Annotated in this window: 16 protein-coding genes; 8 read left to right on the top strand and 8 right to left on the bottom strand. The window is 53.1% G+C overall.

The annotated features are described in order from the left end of the window. Positions 1–6: 6 nt before the first annotated feature. Positions 7–1,947, bottom strand: coding sequence for an AAA domain-containing protein (locus JHU38_RS04600; protein ID WP_107581940.1), 1,941 nt, complete (start codon positions 1,945–1,947; stop codon positions 7–9). Positions 1,948–1,987: 40 nt separating this feature from the next. Continuing rightward, the gene (dinB, locus tag JHU38_RS04595; protein ID WP_369917172.1) at positions 1,988–3,085 is read right to left on the bottom strand and encodes a DNA polymerase IV; all 1,098 of its coding nucleotides are present in this window, start codon (positions 3,083–3,085) and stop codon (positions 1,988–1,990) included. 841 nt (positions 3,086–3,926) lie between these two features. Here dinB and JHU38_RS04590 point away from each other — a divergent pair. From JHU38_RS04590 to JHU38_RS04560, 7 genes are all read left to right on the top strand, one after another. Then, a complete protein-coding gene (locus JHU38_RS04590; RefSeq protein ID WP_107581942.1) occupies positions 3,927–4,415 on the top strand; it encodes a hypothetical protein in 489 nt (162 codons plus the stop codon). A gap of 32 nt (positions 4,416–4,447) precedes the next feature. Beyond that, positions 4,448–6,643 (top strand): TonB-dependent receptor, encoded by a 2,196-nt coding sequence (locus JHU38_RS04585; protein WP_158267301.1) that lies wholly within the window; start codon positions 4,448–4,450, stop codon positions 6,641–6,643. A 97-nt stretch (positions 6,644–6,740) separates the two neighbouring features. After that, positions 6,741–10,961 (top strand): cobaltochelatase subunit CobN, encoded by a 4,221-nt coding sequence (locus JHU38_RS04580; protein ID WP_107581944.1) that lies wholly within the window; start codon positions 6,741–6,743, stop codon positions 10,959–10,961. Continuing rightward, positions 10,961–11,665 carry a hypothetical protein gene (locus JHU38_RS04575; RefSeq protein ID WP_232369834.1) on the top strand — a complete coding sequence of 235 codons (705 nt, stop codon included), beginning with the start codon at positions 10,961–10,963 and terminating at the stop codon, positions 11,663–11,665. The genes JHU38_RS04580 and JHU38_RS04575 overlap by 1 nt, the downstream gene beginning before the upstream one ends. A 56-nt stretch (positions 11,666–11,721) precedes the next feature. Further along, positions 11,722–12,276 (top strand): MotA/TolQ/ExbB proton channel family protein, encoded by a 555-nt coding sequence (locus tag JHU38_RS04570; protein WP_107581945.1) that lies wholly within the window; start codon positions 11,722–11,724, stop codon positions 12,274–12,276. Continuing rightward, entirely contained in the window at positions 12,273–12,608 is a 336-nt protein-coding gene (locus JHU38_RS04565; protein WP_199222653.1) for a DUF2149 domain-containing protein, read from the top strand. The genes JHU38_RS04570 and JHU38_RS04565 overlap by 4 nt, the downstream gene beginning before the upstream one ends. Positions 12,609–13,453: 845 nt before the next feature. Beyond that, positions 13,454–16,855, top strand: coding sequence for a DEAD/DEAH box helicase (locus tag JHU38_RS04560; protein ID WP_107581946.1), 3,402 nt, complete (start codon positions 13,454–13,456; stop codon positions 16,853–16,855). 59 nt (positions 16,856–16,914) lie between these two features. Here JHU38_RS04560 and JHU38_RS04555 read toward each other — a convergent pair whose 3' ends face one another. The 4 genes from JHU38_RS04555 to aroQ all read right to left on the bottom strand — a co-directional run bounded on the left by JHU38_RS04555 (position 16,915) and on the right by aroQ (position 19,716). Continuing rightward, positions 16,915–18,141, bottom strand: coding sequence for an FtsX-like permease family protein (locus tag JHU38_RS04555; protein ID WP_107581947.1), 1,227 nt, complete (start codon positions 18,139–18,141; stop codon positions 16,915–16,917). Positions 18,142–18,159: 18 nt separating this feature from the next. Continuing rightward, complete coding sequence (gene rbfA, locus JHU38_RS04550) at positions 18,160–18,495, bottom strand: 30S ribosome-binding factor RbfA (protein ID WP_107581948.1); 336 nt, start codon at positions 18,493–18,495, stop codon at positions 18,160–18,162. Positions 18,496–18,620: 125 nt separating this feature from the next. Beyond that, entirely contained in the window at positions 18,621–19,283 is a 663-nt protein-coding gene (locus JHU38_RS04545) for an O-methyltransferase (RefSeq protein WP_107581949.1), read from the bottom strand. 10 nt (positions 19,284–19,293) lie between these two features. After that, a complete protein-coding gene (gene aroQ / locus JHU38_RS04540) occupies positions 19,294–19,716 on the bottom strand; it encodes a type II 3-dehydroquinate dehydratase (protein ID WP_107581950.1) in 423 nt (140 codons plus the stop codon). Between the two features lie 105 nt (positions 19,717–19,821). Between aroQ and JHU38_RS04535 the strand changes: the two genes are divergently transcribed. After that, on the top strand, positions 19,822–20,736 hold the full coding sequence (locus tag JHU38_RS04535; RefSeq protein ID WP_107581951.1) for a site-specific tyrosine recombinase: 915 nt from the start codon (positions 19,822–19,824) through the stop codon (positions 20,734–20,736). Between the two features lie 47 nt (positions 20,737–20,783). On the opposite strand, the gene JHU38_RS04530 is transcribed toward JHU38_RS04535, so the two are convergent. Together JHU38_RS04530 and JHU38_RS04525 are read right to left on the bottom strand one after the other, a co-directional pair. Continuing rightward, positions 20,784–21,068, bottom strand: a complete 285-nt coding sequence (locus JHU38_RS04530) for a DUF5053 domain-containing protein (protein WP_107582388.1) — start codon at positions 21,066–21,068, stop codon at positions 20,784–20,786. A gap of 59 nt (positions 21,069–21,127) precedes the next feature. Then, a complete protein-coding gene (locus tag JHU38_RS04525) occupies positions 21,128–21,292 on the bottom strand; it encodes a hypothetical protein (RefSeq protein WP_199222654.1) in 165 nt (54 codons plus the stop codon). Between the last annotated feature and the right edge of the window lie 182 nt (positions 21,293–21,474).

Genomic DNA, 21,474 nt, shown 5'->3' with positions numbered 1-21,474 from the left:
ATTGTCTCATTCGCTTGTCGCGTACTCGTAAAGTTTTTTGTAAAAAGGATGGCGGGTCAATGTTCTGACGTCGCCAAGGATAATCAGTTTCATGCGGGCGCGGGTGATGGCCACGTTCATTCGCCGTAGGTCGCGCAGGAATCCGATCTGTCCTTCGTCGTTGCTGCGCACCAGCGACACGAGGATGATGTCGCGTTCCTGCCCCTGAAAGCCGTCGACGGTGTTGACACTGATGAGCCGTCGGTAGGGTTTGAAGAACTCTTCCCCTCTGATGAGGCCGCGCAGATACTGCACCTGTGCGCGGTAGGGCGAGATGACGCCTACGTCGATGCGCTCGTCGAGCACCCGCTGCCGCCCGATTTTCGTGAGGTAATCTCGCAAGGTGTCGAGTGTGAGTCGCGCCTCGGCCTTGTTGACGCGTCCGAAAGAGGCGCCCACGAAAGTTTCGCCATAGGTTCCTGTGGCTTTTTCCATGGCTTGCGGGTCGTCGGGAGCTGCGTCGGCCTGCAGGCTGTCGCGCCATTCGATGGGGCGGTCGTAGTCGAGTATGCCCCGATATCTGATTTGTGGCGCGCTCTCCACCTGTCCGTGATAGAACCAGTTGCTCGAAAAGCGCATGATTTTCTCGTTCATCCGATATTGTATCTTGAGCAACGTAACCGTCTCGGGCTTGTTTTCGACGATGCGTTCCATGAGCGTCTTACCCAGTCCGGCCCGCAGCGCGGCGATACTCTTCACCGTCGGAGGCAGCTGGCAGTGGTCGCCCGCCAGCACGACGCGGGTCACACGCCGCATCGGAATCCAGCAGGCAGCCTCCAAGGCTTGTGCCGCCTCGTCGATAAAGAGCGTTCCGAATTTCATTCCTTCGAGCGTGCGATGCGCCGATCCCACCAATGTCGAGGCGATGACACGGGCTTCGCCGAAGAGGTCGGCGTTGATTCTGATTTCCAGTTCGGTGGCCCGTGCCTTCAGCCGCTCCGTTTTCTGGTGATAGTTTTCGCCTCCCTTGCGCCGCTGACCACGCAACTCGCGGATTGCCTTGCGCAAACTCCACAGCTGCGGATAGTCGGGATGGGCCTCGAAACGCCGCTCGTAGGTGAAGCCCAACATCTTATCGTTCACCCGGGTGGGGTTGCCGATGCGCAGCACATTCACCCCCCGGTCCGTGAGTTTCTCGCAAATCCAGTCCACGGCCATGTTGCTCTGCGCGCAGACGAGCACCTGGCTCTCGCGCATCAGCGTCTCGTTGACGGCTTCCACCAGCGTGGTGGTCTTGCCGGTGCCAGGCGGTCCGTGGACGACGGCCACGTCTTTGGCCCGCAACACCTCGTTGACGGCCCGCTCCTGGGTAGGGTTGAGCCATGGAAAAGCGATCGGCTGAAAGGAGAACCGTTCCGCTTTCCGGTTGGAATAGAACAGGTCGCGCAGGTAGGCTAGCCGGTTGTCCTTGGCGGCAATCACCCTGTCGAGCGCGTCGAACATCGTTCTGTAGCTCGTCTCATCGAACGACAGCTGCACGCCGACGGATGTCTCGGCCGACTGCAGGTCGGACAGGGGCGCCGAGTCGGGCACGATGACGACCATGCGGTCGCCGTCTACGTAGGAGACCGTGCCCGTAAAATGATAGTAATATAAAGAGGTGGGAGGTAATTGGCGGTTGGCAATGGATTGTTGTTGTGGTTTTTCGCGGAAGAACATGACCGGGCGGCCGAACTCGAAGTTGTGTTCAATATCCTGATCAACGGTGCGAAATACCTCGACAGCACGTTGGTTGAGCGAGTTGTAGAAGCTCTTGCCCATCCGCAGCGGGTACCACGCGTCGCCACGTTTCACCTTCCGGGCCACACCGGCGGCCTCGGTCTGTCGCCGAAACTCATCTTTCTCGGCATAATACTCCATCTGGAGCAGCAGTTTCTGGCGTTTCAATTCTTCAATGGCTGTTCGCATGTTTTCTTTTTTACAACGATATGACAATTCCGGGGAATCTCTATTGCGGCCAATCCTTAAATTCTAATTTCAGCTGTATCCATTCCCGCCTTTTAGCCTCGTCTTCGTCGGCCGGATTCGACACTGACAGTCCGATGAGCCTGATGGGATGTTCGGATGAATAGTCCACTTCGGTCAGCAGTTTCTTGGCCAGCGGTAGTATCTCGTCCTTGTTCTTGAGGTGCTTTTGCTGCGTCACGCTGCGCGTTATCTGCCTAAAGTCGCCGAATTTCACCTTCAGCGTGAGCGTTTTTCCCTCAAAACCGTCCTTGGCGATACGCTCCACCAGTTCGAGCACGGTATGATAAAGCTCGATGATGACGGCCGAAGGACGGCTGATATCCTCCCGAAACGTGTGCTCGCAGCCCACCGACTTACGCACACGTTCCACCACGACGGGCCGGTGGTCGATGCCTCGGGCAAACTCATAAAACAGCTGTCCCGACTTGCCGAAGACTTCTTTCAGATGCCCGAGCGAGCATTTGCGCAGGTCGCGTCCCGTGAATATACCCATATAGTGCATGCGTTGAGCCGTCTTGGGTCCCACGCCCCACAGTTTTTCGATGCGCAGTCGGGCGATGAAGTCGAGCGCCTTGTCGGGATGGATGGTGCAGAGGCCGTCGGGCTTACGCTCCTCCGAGGCGATCTTGGCCAGCAGCTTGTTGTAGGAAACGCCGGCCGAGGCCGTCAGGCGCAGCTCGTCCTTGACGCGTCGCTTGATTTCACGGGCGACGTCGACAGCCAGTTCCATGCCCCGCTTGTTCTCCGTCACGTCGAGAAAGGCCTCGTCGATAGACAGCGGTTCGATAATGTCGGTGTAGTCGTGGAAGATGGTCATCACCTCGTCTGACACTTGGCGGTACACTTCGTAGCGTGCGGGCACCACGATGAGCCGCGGACACAGTCGTTTGGCCATCATCATTGACATGGCCGAGCGCACGCCGAACCGCCGGGCTTCGTAACTGGCTGTCGACACAACGCCCCGTTCGCCGTCATAACCGATGGCGATGGGCTTTCCGCACAGTTCGGGATGGTCCCGTTGCTCCACGCTGGCAAAGAAAGCGTCCATGTCGATATGAATGATTTTACGCTGCGGCACTCTCTGCAGGAGCTGTCTGTCGATAGGCAGCCATACAAAATTACGAAAACTTTTTGTTTTCCTCTGCCATACCTAAAAGAAATGACGCCTTGCGGTAGGCATAAGTGAAGAATGTAGGGGACGGTAGAAAAGTAGCGGGGACCGATTTACGAGTATCAATCGATATCTGCCGCGCCCTGAATTATCTTTACATACACCCTCAAAAAAGTGGCGTTATTTTGAAAAAGAAAAGACTTGGGCGCAAATAAGCGATTATAGAGCGAGTTTATAAAACACTGGTTATCAATACATTGCGCTTTTTAAGGTGTTTTCCTCTCGCTTTTTCGCCCTTGATCGCTATGCTTTCAGGCCGTCATCGCGGCCCTTTCACCCACTAAAAGCTATGCTTTGGCGGTGTAATCGCTATGCTTTGAGCCGATAAAAGCATAACTTTGGGCATAAAAGGTATAAAAATCGGCAAAGCGAAGTGTTATTTTCGGCGTGCCGGCAGTTAGATGACGTGTTGCGGAAGTGTTAAAATCCGGTAGTTTTTTCTTACAAAATCACGGGAGCGCTGAATCAATATCATTTAGGAAGGGCTTACAAGTGATGAAGCCGCAGACTACATTACTTGCGGACTTTTCCCCGCGAATGATCAGGTGATCCGAATGTAGAAGGAATGCGGAAAGAAGCCGGAAACTTCGCCCGCGTCACCTTTTTTAGGTATTCGTCGCGGTCTTAAAATCATGATAAATAGTGATTGCGAGGGGAGAATAACCATCTTACCTTTGCACCGCTATCTTTACAATTTGTAGGATAATGCTATTATAACAGATTTTTTAATCATCAAAACAAAAAAACAATGAAACTCAAATTATTTCTTTTCATGGCCCTCGCCGGCATTTTCTTCACTTCATGCAGTAAAGACGAAAAAAACGACTCCGTTTCGGCTGTAGCCGAGAAAGTTGTAGGCGTATATGACGTTCATACATCAGCGGCTTTCTCCAAGACACCTAAGCCAATGGAGAACGATGGCGACAAGGTGACTATCACAAAGATGGGCAACAACACAGTCAAAGTTATTTTCGCAGGTAAGACCTGGGGCGCCGGAGCCTTTGAAAATGTTACCGTAGCCGCCAATTCCAACGGTAAGCAATATGCTGTTTCTGGTCAAGGCACAATGAAGATGGGTATGGATCCCAAGAAACTCTCTGACTATCAGGCTACACTGAAGGCTGAAGTTACCGAAGGAAAGAAAAACTTTAACTTCAAGATTACTGTACCGAGCGTCATGGGTGGTCTTGCCATTACGCTTACACCTGCCGCTAACGTGCCGCAATCCGGTAAATAATCCCCCTGCAGCCTATGCGATTTAAATCATTTATGCTGTCAGCTCTGTTGATGCTGACACTGTCGGTGTCAGCCGAACCGACAGTTGACGGTCCCTCTGTTACCATCAGAGGGACCGTTGTCGATGAGAATGGAGCTCCCCTTCCGGCCGCATCGGTGGTGGTGGAAGGGACTACTATAGGCACGGGAACAACAAGTGACGGACACTTCACACTGCAGTTGCGCCACTCCAATCCCGTGTTGCGCATCAGCTTTATGGGCTATCAGACCCAACGTTACAAGGTTACCGATAAGACTCAGAATGACATCAAGGTGCGGCTAACGCCTTCTAACAATCAGCTGAATGCCGTTGTTGTAACGGGTTCACGCATAGAGCGTCCGCTGAAAGACGTGCCTGTAGTTACCCGTATTATCTCGGCAAGGGACATCGAACGGATCAATCCTGTCGACCTCACACAACTGCTACAATACGAGTTGCCCGGTTTACAGTTTGGTTACAACTCAATGAGCCAGACCGAGGAAATCAGTTATCAGGGTATGGGGGGCGAATACGTGGTGTTCTTGCTCGACGGCGAACGCATATCGGGTGAGGGCGCCGATCATAATATCGACTTCTCACGCTTCAATATCAATGATATCGAGCGTATCGAAGTGGTCCGTGGCGCGGCTTCCACGCTGTATGACAGCAACGCTTTGGGCGGTGTGGTCAATATTATCACCAAGAATGCCAATCGTCCCGTAATGGCCAACGTGTCGGCCCGTTATGCCGGCATCAACGGACAGAACTACTCTTTGCAGGCCGGCACACGCCAGAGCCGTCTCTCTACGCTCACGTCGGTGGGCTACCGGCAGCGCGACAGTTACGTGATAGAGGAGGAAAAAGGCAAGAAGATGACCACCGTCAACCCCGACGGCAGTCAGGAAACGGAGCAATATACCGGCATTCCGACCACCATCCACGGCTATGAGATATGGAATGTGAGCCAAAAGATAGGCTATAGCTTTACCGATCATTTGAAAGCGGAGGTAAAAGCCGGCTACTATCACAACCAACAGGCCCACCGATTGGGTGAGACCTATCACCGCATTTTCAAGGATTACACGCTCAGCGGACGGCTCAACTGGATTATGAATAAGAATCACCAGCTGAACTTCGTCTACCAATTTGACCGCTACGACAAGAACCAAGACACCATCAGAGGCGGTACCGGCAATATCTACAGCAACCGCATGCACGTGGGACGGCTCAACTATTCGGGCCATATCGGCAAGCATCAGCTGTCGGCCGGCGTGGAATATACGCACGAATATCTGCACCATTACTTCATGCCCGACTCGGGATCGGCGAGTCGTTATCAGGCGGCCGCCTTCCTGCAGGAGGAGTGGCAGTTGACCGACGAACTGACTATCGTGGCCGGACTGCGGGCCGACATCGAGAAACTCTACCATTTCCACCTGACTCCGAAGCTGACGTTGATGTATCGTCCGTGGAAAAGGTTCACTTTCAGAGCCAATTATGCCGAAGGTTATCGGTCGCCTTCGCTCAAGGAACTTTACCAGGAATACGACATGGGTGGTCTGGGTATGTTCACCCTTTGGGGTAATCCGAATCTCCGACCCGAGAAAAGTCGCCAGTATAGCGCGTCGATCGAGTACAATCATAATGGTCTCAACACCTCGGTATCGGTATACCACAACCGTTTCAGAGACAAGATATCCTATGCCGGTATGGACAACGGCACGCGCGACATGCAGTATATCAATGCCGACAAGGCACGCACCATGGGTGTTGAAATCATGGCACGCTACCGGTGGGCGGCGGGCGTCGACCTCATGGGCAGCTATGCCTATGTCAACGACTACGAGGAAACCAACGGTCTGAACACCAGCTATGTGCGTCCTCACAGCCTGACTTTCGGAGCCTGCTATCGTAAAACGCTATTCAATGTCGATTGGACGGCCGCGCTCAACGGACAGTGGACATCGCGCCTGCGCACCAATACAATCAACCGTGACGGCAGTTACTATTACGTCACCTACGACCCGCGGACGATGTGCAACCTCAATCTTTCGGCCCGTTTCCTGCGTGGCATTACCGCGGGCTTCATGATAGAGAACCTCTTTAACTATCAGGATAAGTCGAGCGACCGCGCCGTTCAGGTGCCACAGAAAGGGCAGAACTACGTGGCCACGTTACAGCTGAATCTGGCCGACATATTCAAATGGTAACCCATAGTGCCGAACCACTCCCTGCCAACCGTCTCCCCCCCGACGGCGCGAGGAACGTGGTTCGGCTTATACTTTATAAATAATAACTCTCAAACAGATGAAACGACTTCTCAACAAACGTTTTTTATTGGTCGTTGGATTGATAGTCCTCGTGGTGTTCGCGATCTACGGCTGGCGCCATTGGATAAGTTCTACCCGAATCGCCTTCATCAACTATCAGACCATTGAGCTGGGACAGATAGCCAAAGCTAACGATAACGCTTCCATTCATGTGAAGCAAGTAGACTTAGAACATCTGGATGAGCTGAAGGACTACGACATGATCATGGTGACGGCCATGGGCCTACAGCTCGATTCCGTGCAGCGAGAACAGTTGCGCGAGGCCTCACAGTCCGTGCCAACCTTCACCCGCTTAGTCACCAATCCGGCCAACGACATCACTACCGTTGACTCTGTAGACGGCGATTTCCTGCGGCAGTATCTCGAAAACGGTAACCGCCGCAACTATCGCAGCATGCTGAACTATATCCGTAAGTTCATTGATGGTAAGAAGTTTCGCAGCGTCGAGCCCGATGTGGTTGAACTGCGGCCCGACAACATGCTGCTCCATTTCGACCCGAAACATCCCGACGACGATGAGCTGGGCTTTAATACGGTGGCCGATTACAATGCTTTCCTGCGTCGCAACGGTCTCTATCGGCCGCACGCGCCGAGCGTTATTGTCACCGGTATGATGGGGGTGGCCTCGTCGCTGGTCGATGGATTCGAGCGTCAGGGCTTTACGGTCTATCGGGTCAATAGGCTCAGAGAATTTGTTATGGCCCATCATATAGATTCCGTCCGACCGGCGGCTGTCATCAACATGGCCCACGGTCGCGTCGGCGATTATATGGTACGGTATCTTGAAAAAGCCAACATACCCATGTTCGCGCCGCTCAACGTAAATCGTCTTGTCGACAAATGGCAGAATGACAAACAAGGTATGATGGGAGGATTCCTGTCGCAAAGCGTTGTTGTTCCGGAGATCGACGGTGCCATTCGGCCTTATGCCGTCTTCGCTCATCGGGTGGGTAAGGACGGACTTCATGAGGCTTTTGCCGTGCCCGAACGACTCGACGCCTTTGTCAAAACCGTAGCCAACTACGTCAGACTGCAGTCTAAGCCCAATACCCGCAAGCGAGTGGCCATCTATTATTATAAAGGTCCCGGGACGAGCGCGCTCACGGCATCGGGCATGGAGGTGGCTCCTTCTTTATATAATGTGCTGAAACACATGCGTGTTGAGGGCTATAATCTCAACGGTTTGCCCGCCAATGCCGATCAATTAGAGAAAGGCATACAGCAACACAGCTACGACCACAAGCCTATGATCTTTGGTAATGTGGCCCTGTTGCCGCAGTTGATGAGCGGCGAAGGCACCGACTCGTTCAAGATTATCCACGGTACCAATCAGGATCCGCCCCGGGCTTACATCCGTTCCTACCGCTGGACACAGCGTCATTTCAAGGCCGACGCCCTCATCCATTTCGGCACCCATGGTTCGTTGGAGTACACGCCGCGCAAGCAAGTGGCCCTTTGTGGTAACGACTGGCCCGACCGTCTTGTCGGCACCTTGCCCCATTTCTATATCTATACCATCGGTAACGTGGGTGAGGCGATGATCGCCAAGCGACGTTCATACGCCCAGATACAGAGCCATCTGACCCCGCCTTTCATGCAGAGTGGGCTTCGGCAGACTTACACCAGATTGAGCGACGCCATTGATCTCTATAATAAGGAGACGCAGAAAACCGACCGTCCTACGGCTGCCTCACGACAGGCTGCCCTGAAGGTAAAAAAGCTGACGGTGGAGATGAATATCGATCGTGACCTGGGACTTGACCGCAAGCAGATGAACGTGCCCTATACGCAGGCCGACATCGAACGTGTCGAGGCCTTTGCCGAAGAATTGGCCAACGAAAAGGTGACGGGACAGCTCTATGTGATGGGTCAACCCTACGCGCCGGAGCGTATCGTGAGCAGTGTCTATGCCATGTGCACCGACCCGATTGCCTATGGGCGGTTGTCGATCGACCGCCTGAAACATCGTGGCGATGGCAGTGCCGACCGCCATCAGTTTGTCTTCGACCGCCGTTATCGGCAACCGGCGCGCGCGTTGGTGGCTCGGCTGTTGGCCAATCCCCACTTGGCGACAGACGAACTGGTATGTCGTGAGGCCGGCATTACGCGGCAGGAACTGGATATGGCCCGTGAAATCGATCGCATGCAGCAAGCGCCCGACGCCATTTCGATGATGATGCAGATGGGCGACGGCATGGGGCAAAAGCCCGAAAAGCCACGGAAAAAAGAACAGCTCACGGTGAGTCAGTTACGCGAAAAGGGCGTGAAGCGCGAGGAGAAGGTACAGCAGATTCCCAAGTTCGTGTACGACAAGATGGCGCAAACCAGTAAGTTTCCCGAGAAAATGATGCGGGCCATCCGCGTGAAGCAGAAATGGTATCGTGGCAGTAAGGAGGAAGCGCAGGATAAGGCCATGGCTGTCAAGGGCGGCAAAGGCATGGGTATGCACGGCCATGCGGCCGGAGCGAGTGGCCATACGGGTGCTCGCAGGAAGTATTCGCAGCAGCAGGTGCAGCTGGCCCAGGCCATCATAGCGCTGGAAAAGGCCGTAAAGAACGTAGACCTGTACCGCCGTGAGATAGCCGAAGCGCCTGCCGCCGAGATGCGTTCGCTCATGAACGCGCTCAACGGAGGCTACACCCGTCCGTCGTCGGGCGGCGACCTCATCGTCAATCCGTCGACTTTGCCCACCGGTCGCAACCTTTACGCCGTCAACGCGGAGACCTGTCCCACCGAGAACGCGTGGGAGAAAGGTTGCCAATTGGCCGACAATACCATCCAACTCTATCGCCGGCGTCATGGCGGACAGTATCCCCATAAGGTGAGCTACACGCTCTGGAGTTCGGAGTTTGTGGAAACCGAAGGCGCCAGTGTGGCGCAAATCCTCTACATGTTGGGCGTGGAACCCGTGTGGGACGCCTTCGGTCGTGTGAACGACGTGCGGCTGATACCCTCCGAACGGCTCGGTAGGCCCCGCATAGACGTGGTGGTACAGACCAGCGGACAGCTGCGCGACATCGCCGCCAGTCGTCTTTTCCTCATCAATAAAGCCGTGCTCTTGGCCGCGAAAGCCGGTAATGGGAAGTATGGTAACGAAGTGGCCAAAGGCGTAAAGGAGTCGGAACGGACGCTTGAAGACGCCGGAATGTCGCCTGCCGAAGCCCGTGAAGTGGCCACGTATCGTGTCTTCGGCGGAATCAACGGTGGGTATGGCACGGGCATACAGGCCATGGTAGAGCAAGGAGACAAGTGGGAATCGGAGAAGCAGATAGCCGAAGTATATCTGCATAACATGGGCGCTTTCTACGGCGATGAGAAGCGTTGGGAGGACGTTCGGCAGGCGGCTTTCAAGGCCGCGCTCACCCGTACCGACGTCGTTGTCCAGCCCCGGCAGAGCAATACGTGGGGTCCCATCAGCTTAGACCATGTGTATGAGTTCATGGGTGGGCTCAATCTGGCCGTCCGTAACGTGACGGGCAAGGACCCCGACGCTTATATGAGCGACTACCGCAACCACAACCGCATGCGGATGCAGGAGGTGAAAGAAGCCATTGGAGCCGAAAGTCGCACCACGATTCTCAATCCTGAATACCTGAAAGAGAAGATGAAAGGCGGCGCCACTACGGCCGGCGACATGGCGGAGACCGTCACCAACCTCTACGGATGGAACGTAATGAAGCCCAAGGCCATTGACAAGGAGCTGTGGGACGCCGTCTATAAGACCTATATCAACGACCAATACAAGCTCGGCACGCGCGAGTTTCTGGAACAGAAGAGTCCGGCCGCCCTCGAAGAGATGACTGCCGTGATGATGGAAACCATCCGGAAGGGCATGTGGAAGGCCACGCCCGAGCAGACACGGGAGCTGGCTCGTCTGCATGCCGCTACCGTAGCGAAGTATGGTGCCTCGCAATCGTCGTTCGTCACGGGCAACCAAAAGCTGCGGACATTCATCGACTCGAAGCTCGACGCGGGACAGCGACAGGCCTACCGCAGCCGGATGGAGTCGGCACGGCAACGCGACGACAAGGCAAAAGTAGAAAAGGGTACCGTGATGGAGAAGCAGGAACTGACCTCGGAACAGGTGAAACAACGCCGACAGCTCATCAACGGGGCCATCACCTTTGCGGTGACAATCGTCGCGCTGGTAGCCATCGGTTGGTGGGTGCGCCGTCGTCGCAAACAGATGGAGAGCTGATGGAGACGATTGTAACCATCATGATGCTGCTCACGGTGGGCTGTTTCCTTCTGAAACAGACCTTTATGGGCGTGCGGCAGATTCTCGTCACGGCCGTTGTGGCCATGTTGTTTGTGGCGTTGACATGGCCTTTCGCCGTCACGCAAAGCAAGACTGAGATCGCTGCGTGGCTGGCCGACTCGCGGCTCATGCTCGATGTGGCGGTGCTGTTGAGCGTCGATATCGCGCTCGAAATCGCTTTCTGCGTGACCGATGTCGACGTGCGAACCTCACGGAAGGTAGGTATCAAGAAGCGAATGTGGTTTCGCTTTCTGCGCTACTTCCCCGGTCTGCTCATCTTCCCCGTCTTCTTCGCGTTATTGGTGTGGGTCATCTTCGCTCTGCCAGGCGTCGACTTTGCGGTCATCGGCTGGTCACTGGGCGTGGCCCTGCTGTTCGTTATCCCGCTGCTGACGTATCTGTTGCGCCTTGTGGTGCCCGAAGAAGATCTGCGGTTGGAGCTCCTTTACCTCTGCAACCTGTTGCTGGGCGGTCTCGGCGTCATCGCTACGGTCAACGGAACGACGGCTGTCCGTGGCGTGTCGCAAGTGAATTATGCCGCCCTCGGGGCTATGGCGCTTCTCGTCCTCGTGTTCGGGTGCGTCGGCTTCGTGGCGTGGCGAATCAGACAGAGACGCCATGTGGCACGGCCACGACGCGGATAATACGGGCGGACGGTGTGTCCGCTCAACGAAAGAAACATTATTTTAATAAAAAAGACATGAAATTTATTTCCGACATCCTGTTCTGGATTTCCTCGGGCCTGTTGGTGCCCGTGGTAGTGCTACTCATTTATTTCTTCGGCCGCAGCCTGTTGCTGCTCGGCAGCTTCTTCGGCCAGTATCTGAACATGCGCAAAGAGAGCGCCGTCGAGGCCGAACAGCTGGCCGAAGGTAAGTCGGTGGCAGCCGCCTATGCCCGCCTGATACTCGAAAACAGACAGAGTCCGGCCCGCATGGAACACTTTCTGGCCGAGTATGAGACCTATTGCGAGAAAGACCTTTCCTTGCCCAACACGTTGATTAAGATGGGCCCCATGCTCGGACTCATGGGCACGTTGATACCGATGGGGCCTGCCCTCGTGGGCTTATCGACGGGCGATATCGCCACCATGGCCTACAATATGCAGGTGGCTTTCGCCACGACCGTCATCGGACTCTTTGCCGCCGGTATCGGATTTGTCACCAAACAAGCCAAGCAACGCTGGTACAAGAAGAGTCTCAACGACCTCGCTTATCTCGTTGACCTGCAGCAGGAAGGGGGAGAGAAGGCATGAGACGGCGTGGCAGATATGGTTTCATGGCCGATGATGACGACCCCATGAGCAATGTGGGCAACCTTTTCGACGCCGCCATGGTGTTTGCCGTGGCGTTGATGGTGGCTCTCGTGACGCGTTACAGCATGACCGAGATGTTCTCGAAAGATGATTTTACGATGGTGAAAAATCCGGGAAAGGAGAACATGGAGATTATCTCGAAGGAGGGAAAGAAAATCAATCGCTACACGCCTTCCAAGAATCAGAACGTCAAAGGCGCGAAAGGAAAGAAAGTGGGGATAGCCTACGAACTCGATAACGGCGAGATTATCTACGTACCGGAAGAGAGGTAAAAAGGTAAAAAAGTAAAAAGGTAAAAAGCAAACGGGTGGTGGGTGTTAGGTGTTAATGGTCAGTGAAGCCATTCATTGTCACTCAACTACAGCTATTTTGCCTTTTACCTTTTTACTTTTTTACTTTTCAGTGTTTCCGTGATTTTTGTCAGAAAAAACTACCAGATTTTAACACTTCCGCAACACGTCATTTAGCTGTCGGCACGCCGAAAAAGTCCTTTGCTTTGCCGATTTTGATGCCCTTTTATGCCCAAAGCTATCCTTTTATCGGCTCAAAGCATAGCGATTACGCCGCTAAAGCATAACTTTTAGCGGGTGAAAGAGCCGCAATTATGATCTAAAAGCATAGCGATTAAGGGCGAAAAAGCGAGGGAAAAACACCCTAAAAATCACAATACATTGATAACCAGCACTTTATAAACTCGCTCTACAATCGCTTATTTGCGCCCAAGTCTTTTCTTTTTCAGAATAACGCCACTTTTTTGATGGTATATGTAAAGATAATTCAGGGCTCGGCAGATATCGATTGATACTTGAAAACCTGTCCCCCACAAATGATCAGGTAAAGGTAAAAAGGTAAAAAGGTAAAAGGGTAAAAGGGTAAAAAAGTAAAAAGCAAAATAGCTGTAGTTGAGTGACAATGAATGGCTTCACTGACCATTAACACCTAACACCCACCACCTTTTTACTTTTTTACCCTTTTACTTTTTTACCTTTCCCTTTTCCCTTTTTACTCTTTTACTTTTTTACCTTTTTACCTTTCCTTTTTCCCTTTCCTTTTTCCCTTTTACTTTTTTACTTTTTTACTTTTTTACTTTTGTAAAAACGGCTATCTTTGTGTCGATATGAATGATACGGACAAGATTGCGGCCGAACTTTTCGGTCGGGTGGGGCAGATTCTGGACATGACCGACGGAGCCATCGCCAACAAGTTGACGCACGAAACGCTGGCACAGGTGTGTCATGAGGGGCTGGCAGGCAGCAATCTGGCCTTTGGCAACCTCTTCTCGCAGGTGGACTTTCTCTGCAAGAAGCACCATGTGAGCGTGGCAGACACCATCGCCATCCAGCGCATGCGCCGCGAGAGCAACCGCTCCGGACGGCCCGCGCCCAACGAGATACGCTACAACTGTCGTGCCCTGGCTCTGTTCATATCGGCCGTACTCGACGTGAAGGTGCCGCCGGAACTGGTAGGACGCATTCCGCCGACCGACCGACCGCACGAGAACCGGCAGCCCGTGGACTACCGTTGCGTGCGTTGCATCGTGCAGGAGACCGACGCCGACGGCTTCACGGCCACCATCGACCAAGACGCCGACGAGAAAGAAGTCGTCGTAAGTCTGGCCGACGATCAGCGGTATCTGGCCGACCTATTGCGTCCCGGCATGCAGCTCAACCTGATCGACGTGTCGGCGCCCGCACTGTCGCGTGACCGTCGGGCCCGGGCCACGGCGCAAGTCATCATCGTGGAGCCCGACTTTTTAGTTGACATCAGTAGCATCGCCCGCTGTTTCACCGACTACGGCCACCATCCGCTGGCCTATACCGTCAACCGCATGGCCCCTTCGGCCAACAGCCAGGCCATTCTGCTGGGTAACTTTGCCGGCAAGGCGCTCGACGACATCATCAATGGCGAAGGCCGTTACGACTGGAAGGAAACCTTCAAGAAGAGTTTTAAAGAGAAGGCGTTGGAGTTCTGCGCCTGCGAAGACCTCAACCGAGACGAGAACTTCAAGACGGCCGCCCTCTCTCAGACCCAAAACATACGGCAGATTGTGGCCGAACTTTTCGGCGAGTTTCACTCCGCGGTGTTCCCCTCCCGCACGACCGTCGCCTACGACCGCCGTCAAGCCGTTCTCGAACCGTCTTTTGTGTGTGAACGACTGGGCCTGCAGGGACGTGTCGACCTCATGACGGGCGACATGAAGCTGCTCGTGGAGCAAAAGGCGGGCAAGAATTTCAACATTCAGCGCAACCGTCCCAACGAGTACGGGTCGTACCAGAAGGAAGACCATTACGTGCAGTTGCTGCTTTACTACGGCGTGCTGCGCCAGAATTTCCACGTGGGCAGTCACCAGACCGATATCCGCTTGCTCTATTCCAAATACCCATTGCCCGGCGGACTGGTGGTTGTCAATTTTTATCAAAAGCTTTTCCGCGAGGCCCTTCGCCTGCGCAACGCCATCGTCTTTCGGGAGTTTGACTTCGCTCTCCACGGTTTCGGACCAGCTTTGGAGAGTCTCACGCCGGCCACCCTCAACGAGAATCATATAGCCACACCTTTCTTCCAACGTTATGTTCTGCCCCGATTGCAGGCCGTTACCGAACCTTTGCGGCGATTGACCGCGGTGGAACGCGCCTATTTCAACCGCATGATGACCTTTGTATATAGAGAGCAACTGGCCGCTAAAGTGGGCCGGCAGGAGGGCGTGGGTAACGCCGTGGCCGACCTGTGGAACATGCCTTTGGCCGAAAAACGGGAGACCGGAAACATCTATACGGGGCTGACCATCGTGTCGGCGGAGTGTGGCAGCGACTTCAGCGGCATTGACCTGATTACGCTGAGCGTACCCGATCAGGGCGAAGACTTCCTTCCCAATTTCCGATTGGGTGATTTGGTGTATTTCTACGGCTACGGGAAAGACGCGCAGCCCGATGTGCGCGAGGCGTTGTTGTATAAGGGAACGCTGATCGAGATACGCACCGACCGCATCCGGCTGAAGCTCATCAACGGACTCAACCCGCGTCTCCGGGCCGACCGCTACGCCATTGAGCATGGCGGAAGCGACGTTGGCACGACGGCCGCCGTGCGCTCCCTGCACCAACTGATGACGGCCGACAGCCGTCGTCGACAGCTCTTGCTGGGGCTGCGCGCGCCCGAAGCCGACACTGCCGTCAGACTAACAAGAACTTATCACCCTAACTACGACGACATCATTTTGCAGGCACGACAGGCCCGCGACTACTTTCTGGTGGCAGGACCTCCCGGAACCGGCAAGACCAGCATGGCTCTGCAGTTTCTCGTTAGGGAAGCCTTAGCCGTGAAACCGGCCGACGAGGGCATTCTGCTGATGGCTTATACCAATCGTGCCGTAGACGAAATATGCGGCATGCTGGCCGACAACGGCATCGACTACATCCGTATCGGCGGCGAATATACTTGCGACGAGCGCTACAGAGGGCGGTTGCTCGATTCTCTTGTCGAAGCCGCGCCCCGCTTAGACGAGGTTCGGCGACTCCTGTTGCGGACCGATGTCATCGTAGGAACGACGAGCACGTTGCAGAATAAGTCGTATCTTTTCAGTCTGAAGCGCTTCGCCGTGGCCATGGTCGATGAGGCCAGCCAGCTGTTGGAGCCCAACCTTGTGGGGCTGCTGACCCGGTGTGGCAAGTTCATTTTGATAGGCGACCACAAGCAACTGCCCGCCGTGGTGCAGCAGGACGAGGGCGAGTCGGCCGTTACGGAACCGTCGTTGTGGGCCATCGGGCTGGAGAATTGTCGGCAGTCGCTCTTCGAACGTCTGCTACGATTGGAGCGGCGGGCCGGCCGTACTCGCTTTATAGGCATATTGCGACGTCAAGGTCGCATGCACCCCGAGGTGGCCGCGTTCTCCAATCGTATGTTCTATCGAGAGGAGAACCTGCGCCCCGTGCCCCTGCCTCACCAGCAAGAAGCCCGCCTCCGCTATGCCGTGGCCCCCGCGGACGCCTTCGACGACCTGCTCAGTCGGCAGCGCGTGATTTACGTTCCTTCGGCTTTCTGCCACGAACCCACGCTGTCGGACAAAGTGAACACGGAGGAAGCGGCCATCGTGGCCGACGTGCTGCGCCGTGTTTATCGCTTTTACGGCCGAAAGTTCGACGCCGATAAGACCGTGGGCGTCATCGTGCCCTACCGCAACCAGATAGCCATGATTCGCAAACGAGTGGAGCGGCTCGGCATTCCGGCCCTCGAACGCGTCAGTATCGACACCGTGGAACGCTACCAAGGGTCGCAACGCGACGTCATCATCTACTCTTTCACCATCCAACAGTATTACCAGCTCGATTTCCTGACGGGTAATTGCTTCGAGGAAAACGGGCGCGTCATCGATCGCAAGCTCAACGTGGCCCTTACCCGGGCACGCAAACAGATGATCGTGACGGGCAACGAGCGGTTGATGAAGGCCAACCGCGTCTTTGCCGAACTGATTCGTGATATCGATGAAAAGCAAGGTACTTGGCGAGGATATGAAGCAGGGGTATGAATAGTTGGCTGCTTATCCTCTTTATGAAATTCTGTTTTTCCCAAATTTGGGAAAGTCATTTATTCTTTTAAGCGTGTGAAATATCTCACAGGGTACCATACGGCAATCCAGCCTACGGCCATTACCGTGATAAAGATGAACACCACGTCCGTGTAATGTACGCTTACCGGATAGGCGTTGACGATGAAGCTGCCGCTGCGCTCGCCCATTTTTACAAGTCCATACGTCTGTTGCAGCCAGCAGAGCAGCAGTCCAAGCCCTATTCCAAGCAGTGCGCCCAAGGCTGAAATCATGCGACCTTCAAACAGGAAAATACGTTTAATCTGTCGGTCGTCGGCTCCTAAATTGCGCAATGTCACCACATCTTTCTTCTTGTCGATAATCAGCATGGAGAGTGAACCGATGATATTGAAACAAGCTACGATAAGAATAAATGTCAGAAAGATGTAAGCCATGAACTTTTCTATTTGCATAATCTTGAACGTATCGGCCTGTTGTTCAAACCGGTCAAGCACTTTGTATTTTGTGCCGGCTATCTGTTTCATCTCGTTCTTGACAGCTTCGAAATCGCTACCGTCTTTCAGTCGCAGCTCAAGCGACGATAGCATGCCGTCCTGATTGAAGAGCAAGCGCGCGAAAGTGACGGAAGTAAGGATGTAGTTGCGGTCGTACTTGCTTTGGTTGACCGCAAACACCACGCCGGGGGATAATAGCGAATCCGCCACAAAGCCTTCCTGTGGATTCATCATGTCGAGCTGGCCGTCGCGTTGTGGCGCGTAGATGCGCAGATAATCGTTGAAGTTGGCCGATGTTCCCAGCATATTGGCCAGTCGGATGCCCAGAATGCCATATTGCAGATTGGCGGCATGCAGCGAAAAATCGCCGTCGCCATAGAGTATTTCCTTGATATGGGTGAGCCGGTCGAAGTTGTCGTCGACACCTTTGATGACCACCATGGCTTGTTTGTCGTGATACATGGCAAGCGCCTGGTCTTCCACACACTCCGTGGCAATGTCTACTTGGGGCAGCTGTCTGATCTTTGTCAGAATGGGATCATCGGCCGGTGCCGTCTTCCCCTCTACGGGAACGACTTTCAGTTGTGGATCGAAATTGGTGAAAAAAGAGGCTACCAGATCGTGAAAACCGTTAAATACACTCAACACAATGACCAGCGCCATTGTCGCTACGGCCACGCCTATCACCGAAATGATAGAAATGATATTGATGGCATTGGTCTTTTTCTTTGAAAAAAGATAGCGTTGCGCGATATAAAAAGGGAACAGCATTGGGTAGTTGGTGGCTCTCTATTTCTTCAACAATTCGTCAATATGTTCAATATAGTCGAGGCTGTCGTCAATGAAAAAACGCAGTTCGGGGATGATGCGTAGCTGGTTGCGCACACGTTGGCCCAGATCGTAGCGGATTGTCTTTTCGTTGGCATTGATATTCTTTAGTATCTCCGCGCCTTTCTCGCTGGGAAAAATGCTGAGATAGGCGGTGCAGATACTCAAGTCGGGACTTATCCGTACACGGGTGACGCTTACCATGACACCATGCATCATGCGTGTCTGACCTTGGAAAATAGTAGCCAGCTCTTTTTGGAGCAGGCGTGATATGCGGTTTTGTCTTGTTTCTTGCATAATTATCTTGTTTAAATTGTCCGCGAAGATAGTGCCGGTGAGCGCGATGAAAGCTTACTTTCAAATAGTCAAGCGCGGCCTGTCTTCTGCAAAGGTAATCAATAATATTGAATAAGAGGGCCGAATCAGGTCTCGGAGTCTCGTTTTTTACGGATGATGGTCAGTCCGTCACGCAGTGGCAGGATCACTTTCTCCACGCGTGTGTCGGCCGCCACATGATCGTTGAAGGCTCGTATGCCTTTCGTCTGGTGGTCGTGATCGTATGTCGGGTCAATTACGTGGCCGTCCCAAAGCGTGTTGTCAGCCAGGATAAAACCACCCGGATGGAGCAATCTCAGCACCGTTTCGTAGGTTTCAACGTAAGACCGTTTGTCGCCGTCCACAAATGCCATGTCAAATGTCACGTTCAATCGCGGTGCCAGTTTGTTGGCGTCACCGATACGAAAGTCAATCAGTCGGGCAAGTCCGGACCCCTCGATCCACGGCCGTGTGAAATCTTCCATCTCATCATTGATCTCAAACGTATAGAGTTTACGCTCTATGTGAGGCTCTTCCATCACCAGCGTCTTCAGTCCTTCGGCCATGCACAATGCCGAATAGCCCGAAAAGGTACCTACCTCCAGCACATAGCGAGGCCTTATCATCTCAACCAACATCTTGAGTAGTCGCCCTTGCAAATGGCCGCTGGCCATTCGCCCGTGGATGGTATGGATGTTCGTGGCCCGATAGAGGCGATAAAGATAGTCGCCCTCGGGCTCAATGTGAGAAGCGATGTATTGATCAAGCATAATGCGCTTCTCATTTCAAATTCCTGATTCCTTCCACCGCCAATTCATAGCTTTTCAGTCCGAAGCCGCAGATGACGCCTAAGCAAGCCGATGAGATAAAAGAGTGGTGGCGAAACTCTTCGCGACGGTGCACATTGCTGATGTGAACCTCTACCACCGGGCATTTCAAGGAGCGAATACAATCGTGCAGCGCCACACTGGTGTGGGTATAAGCCCCCGCGTTGAGTACCACGCCGTCGTGCGTGAAGCCCACTTCCTGCAGTTTGTCGATCAATGCTCCCTCGCTGTTGCTTTGGAAGTATTCGATCTCTACGTCGGGAAACTTCCGGCGCAGCTGTGGCAGATAGCTCTCAAAGCTGTTGTTACCATATACGTCAGGCTCACGAACGCCCAGCAGATTGAGGTTAGGACCGTTAATAATTTGAATTTTCATCTTTTTATTCTATCTTTGTAATGAAATCAGCGTCACCCTTCGACAAACAGGGTCTTGGTTGTTGATTGCCGGAACGGTTATTTTAGGACAAAAATAACAAAATAAATGGAAAACGACAAGAATTCAAACGCGAATATTGTAAAGTCGTATCTTAGGTATCTGAAGCTGGAACGCAACTACACCGTCAATACCATCGAAGCCTATCGGCACGATCTGCAGTGGCTTTTAGACTATTGCAACCGGCAGCGGCTCGATCCTTTACGTATTCGGCTCGATGATTTGCAGCACTTCTCGGCCACGTTTCATGATCATGGTATCGGGCCCAAGTCGCAGGCACGCATATTGAGTGGCGTCCGTTCGTTCTATCGTTATTTGCTCCTCGATGGTTATATCGAAACCGATCCGTCGGAATTATTGGAGTCGCCGCAATTAGGAATACATTTACCCGAGGTGTTGAGTACGGCCGAAGTCGATCTGTTGGAAAGCAGTATTGATCTGACCAAGCCCGAAGGGCAACGCAACAAAGCCATCATCGAAGTACTTTTTAGTTGTGGACTGCGCGTTTCCGAACTCACTCATCTTAAATTCTCGAACCTCTATTTGGATGAAAAGTTTATTCGGGTAGAAGGAAAAGGGCGCAAGGAACGGTTTGTGCCCATCTCATCGAAGGCGATTAAGGAAATTGAATTGTGGAATCTCTACCGTGTTCATCTCGATATCAAGCCCGGCGAAGAAGATTTCGTATTCCTCAATCGCCGTGGTCATCATCTTACCCGTACCATGATTCTCATCATGATCAAGCGGCAGGCCCGGGAGGCGGGCATAAAGAAGACGATCTCTCCTCATACCTTGCGTCACAGTTTTGCCACGGCATTGCTGCATGGCGGTGCCGACTTGCGTGCCATACAGGCCATGTTGGGCCATGAGGACATCGGTACGACCGAAATCTATACCCATGTCGACACCACGACACTGCGTGAGGAAATCCTCAACCATCATCCGAGGAACATCAGAAAATAAACACCCCGATACGCTGACATGGAAATCCCACGATACAACAGGAATGTTCAAATCGGCGATATCGTTGCTGCCGGGGCTGGAATGCTGTCGGCTGCCCGACGGATACGCTCACTTAGGTCTACGAGCGCACCTTTGAGTTGTTGTGCCTCTTCGGGAGTAAATCCACCCATGCCCCCATTTCCGTCGATACCATACATCTTGTGCTGGAACCAAGGCACTGATTTATCGAAATAAGTACGTGATATTTCACGCCACGACACACTCAGGTAAATGTCTTGCATACGTTTTTTCATATCAGTGATTCTATCCGCTTTTCTAATTGCTACTTCCATAATCTTATTTTTTATGTTTATTTTTAAATGGCTCTCCTGAGGGAGAGAATCTTTTGCCTTCATTCTTTTGGCATGTCCGTCATTCTATCGAAGATGTCCTGTGCATATTCAAGAAGTTCAGGATAGCCGTTTGGGTAACTGTTACAATAATTTCTGATTGCTTCGATGAGGTCTTGTTCTTCTGGAGTAACTTCAATCTTCGTTGTTTCTCTTTTTTGTTTCATATTATATTCTTTATATGAACAATGCAAAGGTACTATCTTTTTTGATAGTAGTATATGTTTTTAACATAAAAAAAGCCGTAATAGCATAGGAACTGCTACGACAACAAAGAAAAAGCGTCGTGTTTTTCCTGACTTCGTCAATGCGTACCCCAAAATTTTTCGTCAAAGAGTTTTGTGATGCG

Origin of the sequence: Prevotella illustrans, from assembly GCF_017426725.1 — a bacterium.
In the GTDB taxonomy this organism is placed as follows: Bacteria; Bacteroidota; Bacteroidia; order Bacteroidales; family Bacteroidaceae; genus Prevotella; species Prevotella illustrans.
The sequence above is the reverse complement of the archived record's forward strand: the minus strand, read 5'-3'. Positions and strand labels throughout refer to the sequence as shown.

What these genes read in the sequence shown, in the direction of transcription:
- JHU38_RS04590 (WP_107581942.1), top strand. Translation starts at nt 3,927, where the DNA reads ATGAAACTCAAATTATTTCTTTTCATGGCCCTCGCCGGCATTTTCTTC.
- rbfA (WP_107581948.1), bottom strand. Translation starts at nt 18,495, where the DNA reads ATGCAAGAAACAAGACAAAACCGCATATCACGCCTGCTCCAAAAAGAG.
- JHU38_RS04560 (WP_107581946.1), top strand. Translation starts at nt 13,454, where the DNA reads ATGAATGATACGGACAAGATTGCGGCCGAACTTTTCGGTCGGGTGGGG.
- JHU38_RS04545 (WP_107581949.1), bottom strand. Translation starts at nt 19,283, where the DNA reads ATGCTTGATCAATACATCGCTTCTCACATTGAGCCCGAGGGCGACTAT.
- JHU38_RS04600 (WP_107581940.1), bottom strand. Translation starts at nt 1,947, where the DNA reads ATGCGAACAGCCATTGAAGAATTGAAACGCCAGAAACTGCTGCTCCAG.
- JHU38_RS04575 (WP_232369834.1), top strand. Translation starts at nt 10,961, where the DNA reads ATGGAGACGATTGTAACCATCATGATGCTGCTCACGGTGGGCTGTTTC.
- JHU38_RS04580 (WP_107581944.1), top strand. Translation starts at nt 6,741, where the DNA reads ATGAAACGACTTCTCAACAAACGTTTTTTATTGGTCGTTGGATTGATA.
- JHU38_RS04525 (WP_199222654.1), bottom strand. Translation starts at nt 21,292, where the DNA reads ATGAAACAAAAAAGAGAAACAACGAAGATTGAAGTTACTCCAGAAGAA.
- JHU38_RS04565 (WP_199222653.1), top strand. Translation starts at nt 12,273, where the DNA reads ATGAGACGGCGTGGCAGATATGGTTTCATGGCCGATGATGACGACCCC.
- JHU38_RS04530 (WP_107582388.1), bottom strand. Translation starts at nt 21,068, where the DNA reads ATGGAAGTAGCAATTAGAAAAGCGGATAGAATCACTGATATGAAAAAA.
- JHU38_RS04585 (WP_158267301.1), top strand. Translation starts at nt 4,448, where the DNA reads ATGCTGTCAGCTCTGTTGATGCTGACACTGTCGGTGTCAGCCGAACCG.
- JHU38_RS04535 (WP_107581951.1), top strand. Translation starts at nt 19,822, where the DNA reads ATGGAAAACGACAAGAATTCAAACGCGAATATTGTAAAGTCGTATCTT.
- JHU38_RS04570 (WP_107581945.1), top strand. Translation starts at nt 11,722, where the DNA reads ATGAAATTTATTTCCGACATCCTGTTCTGGATTTCCTCGGGCCTGTTG.
- aroQ (WP_107581950.1), bottom strand. Translation starts at nt 19,716, where the DNA reads ATGAAAATTCAAATTATTAACGGTCCTAACCTCAATCTGCTGGGCGTT.
- JHU38_RS04555 (WP_107581947.1), bottom strand. Translation starts at nt 18,141, where the DNA reads ATGCTGTTCCCTTTTTATATCGCGCAACGCTATCTTTTTTCAAAGAAA.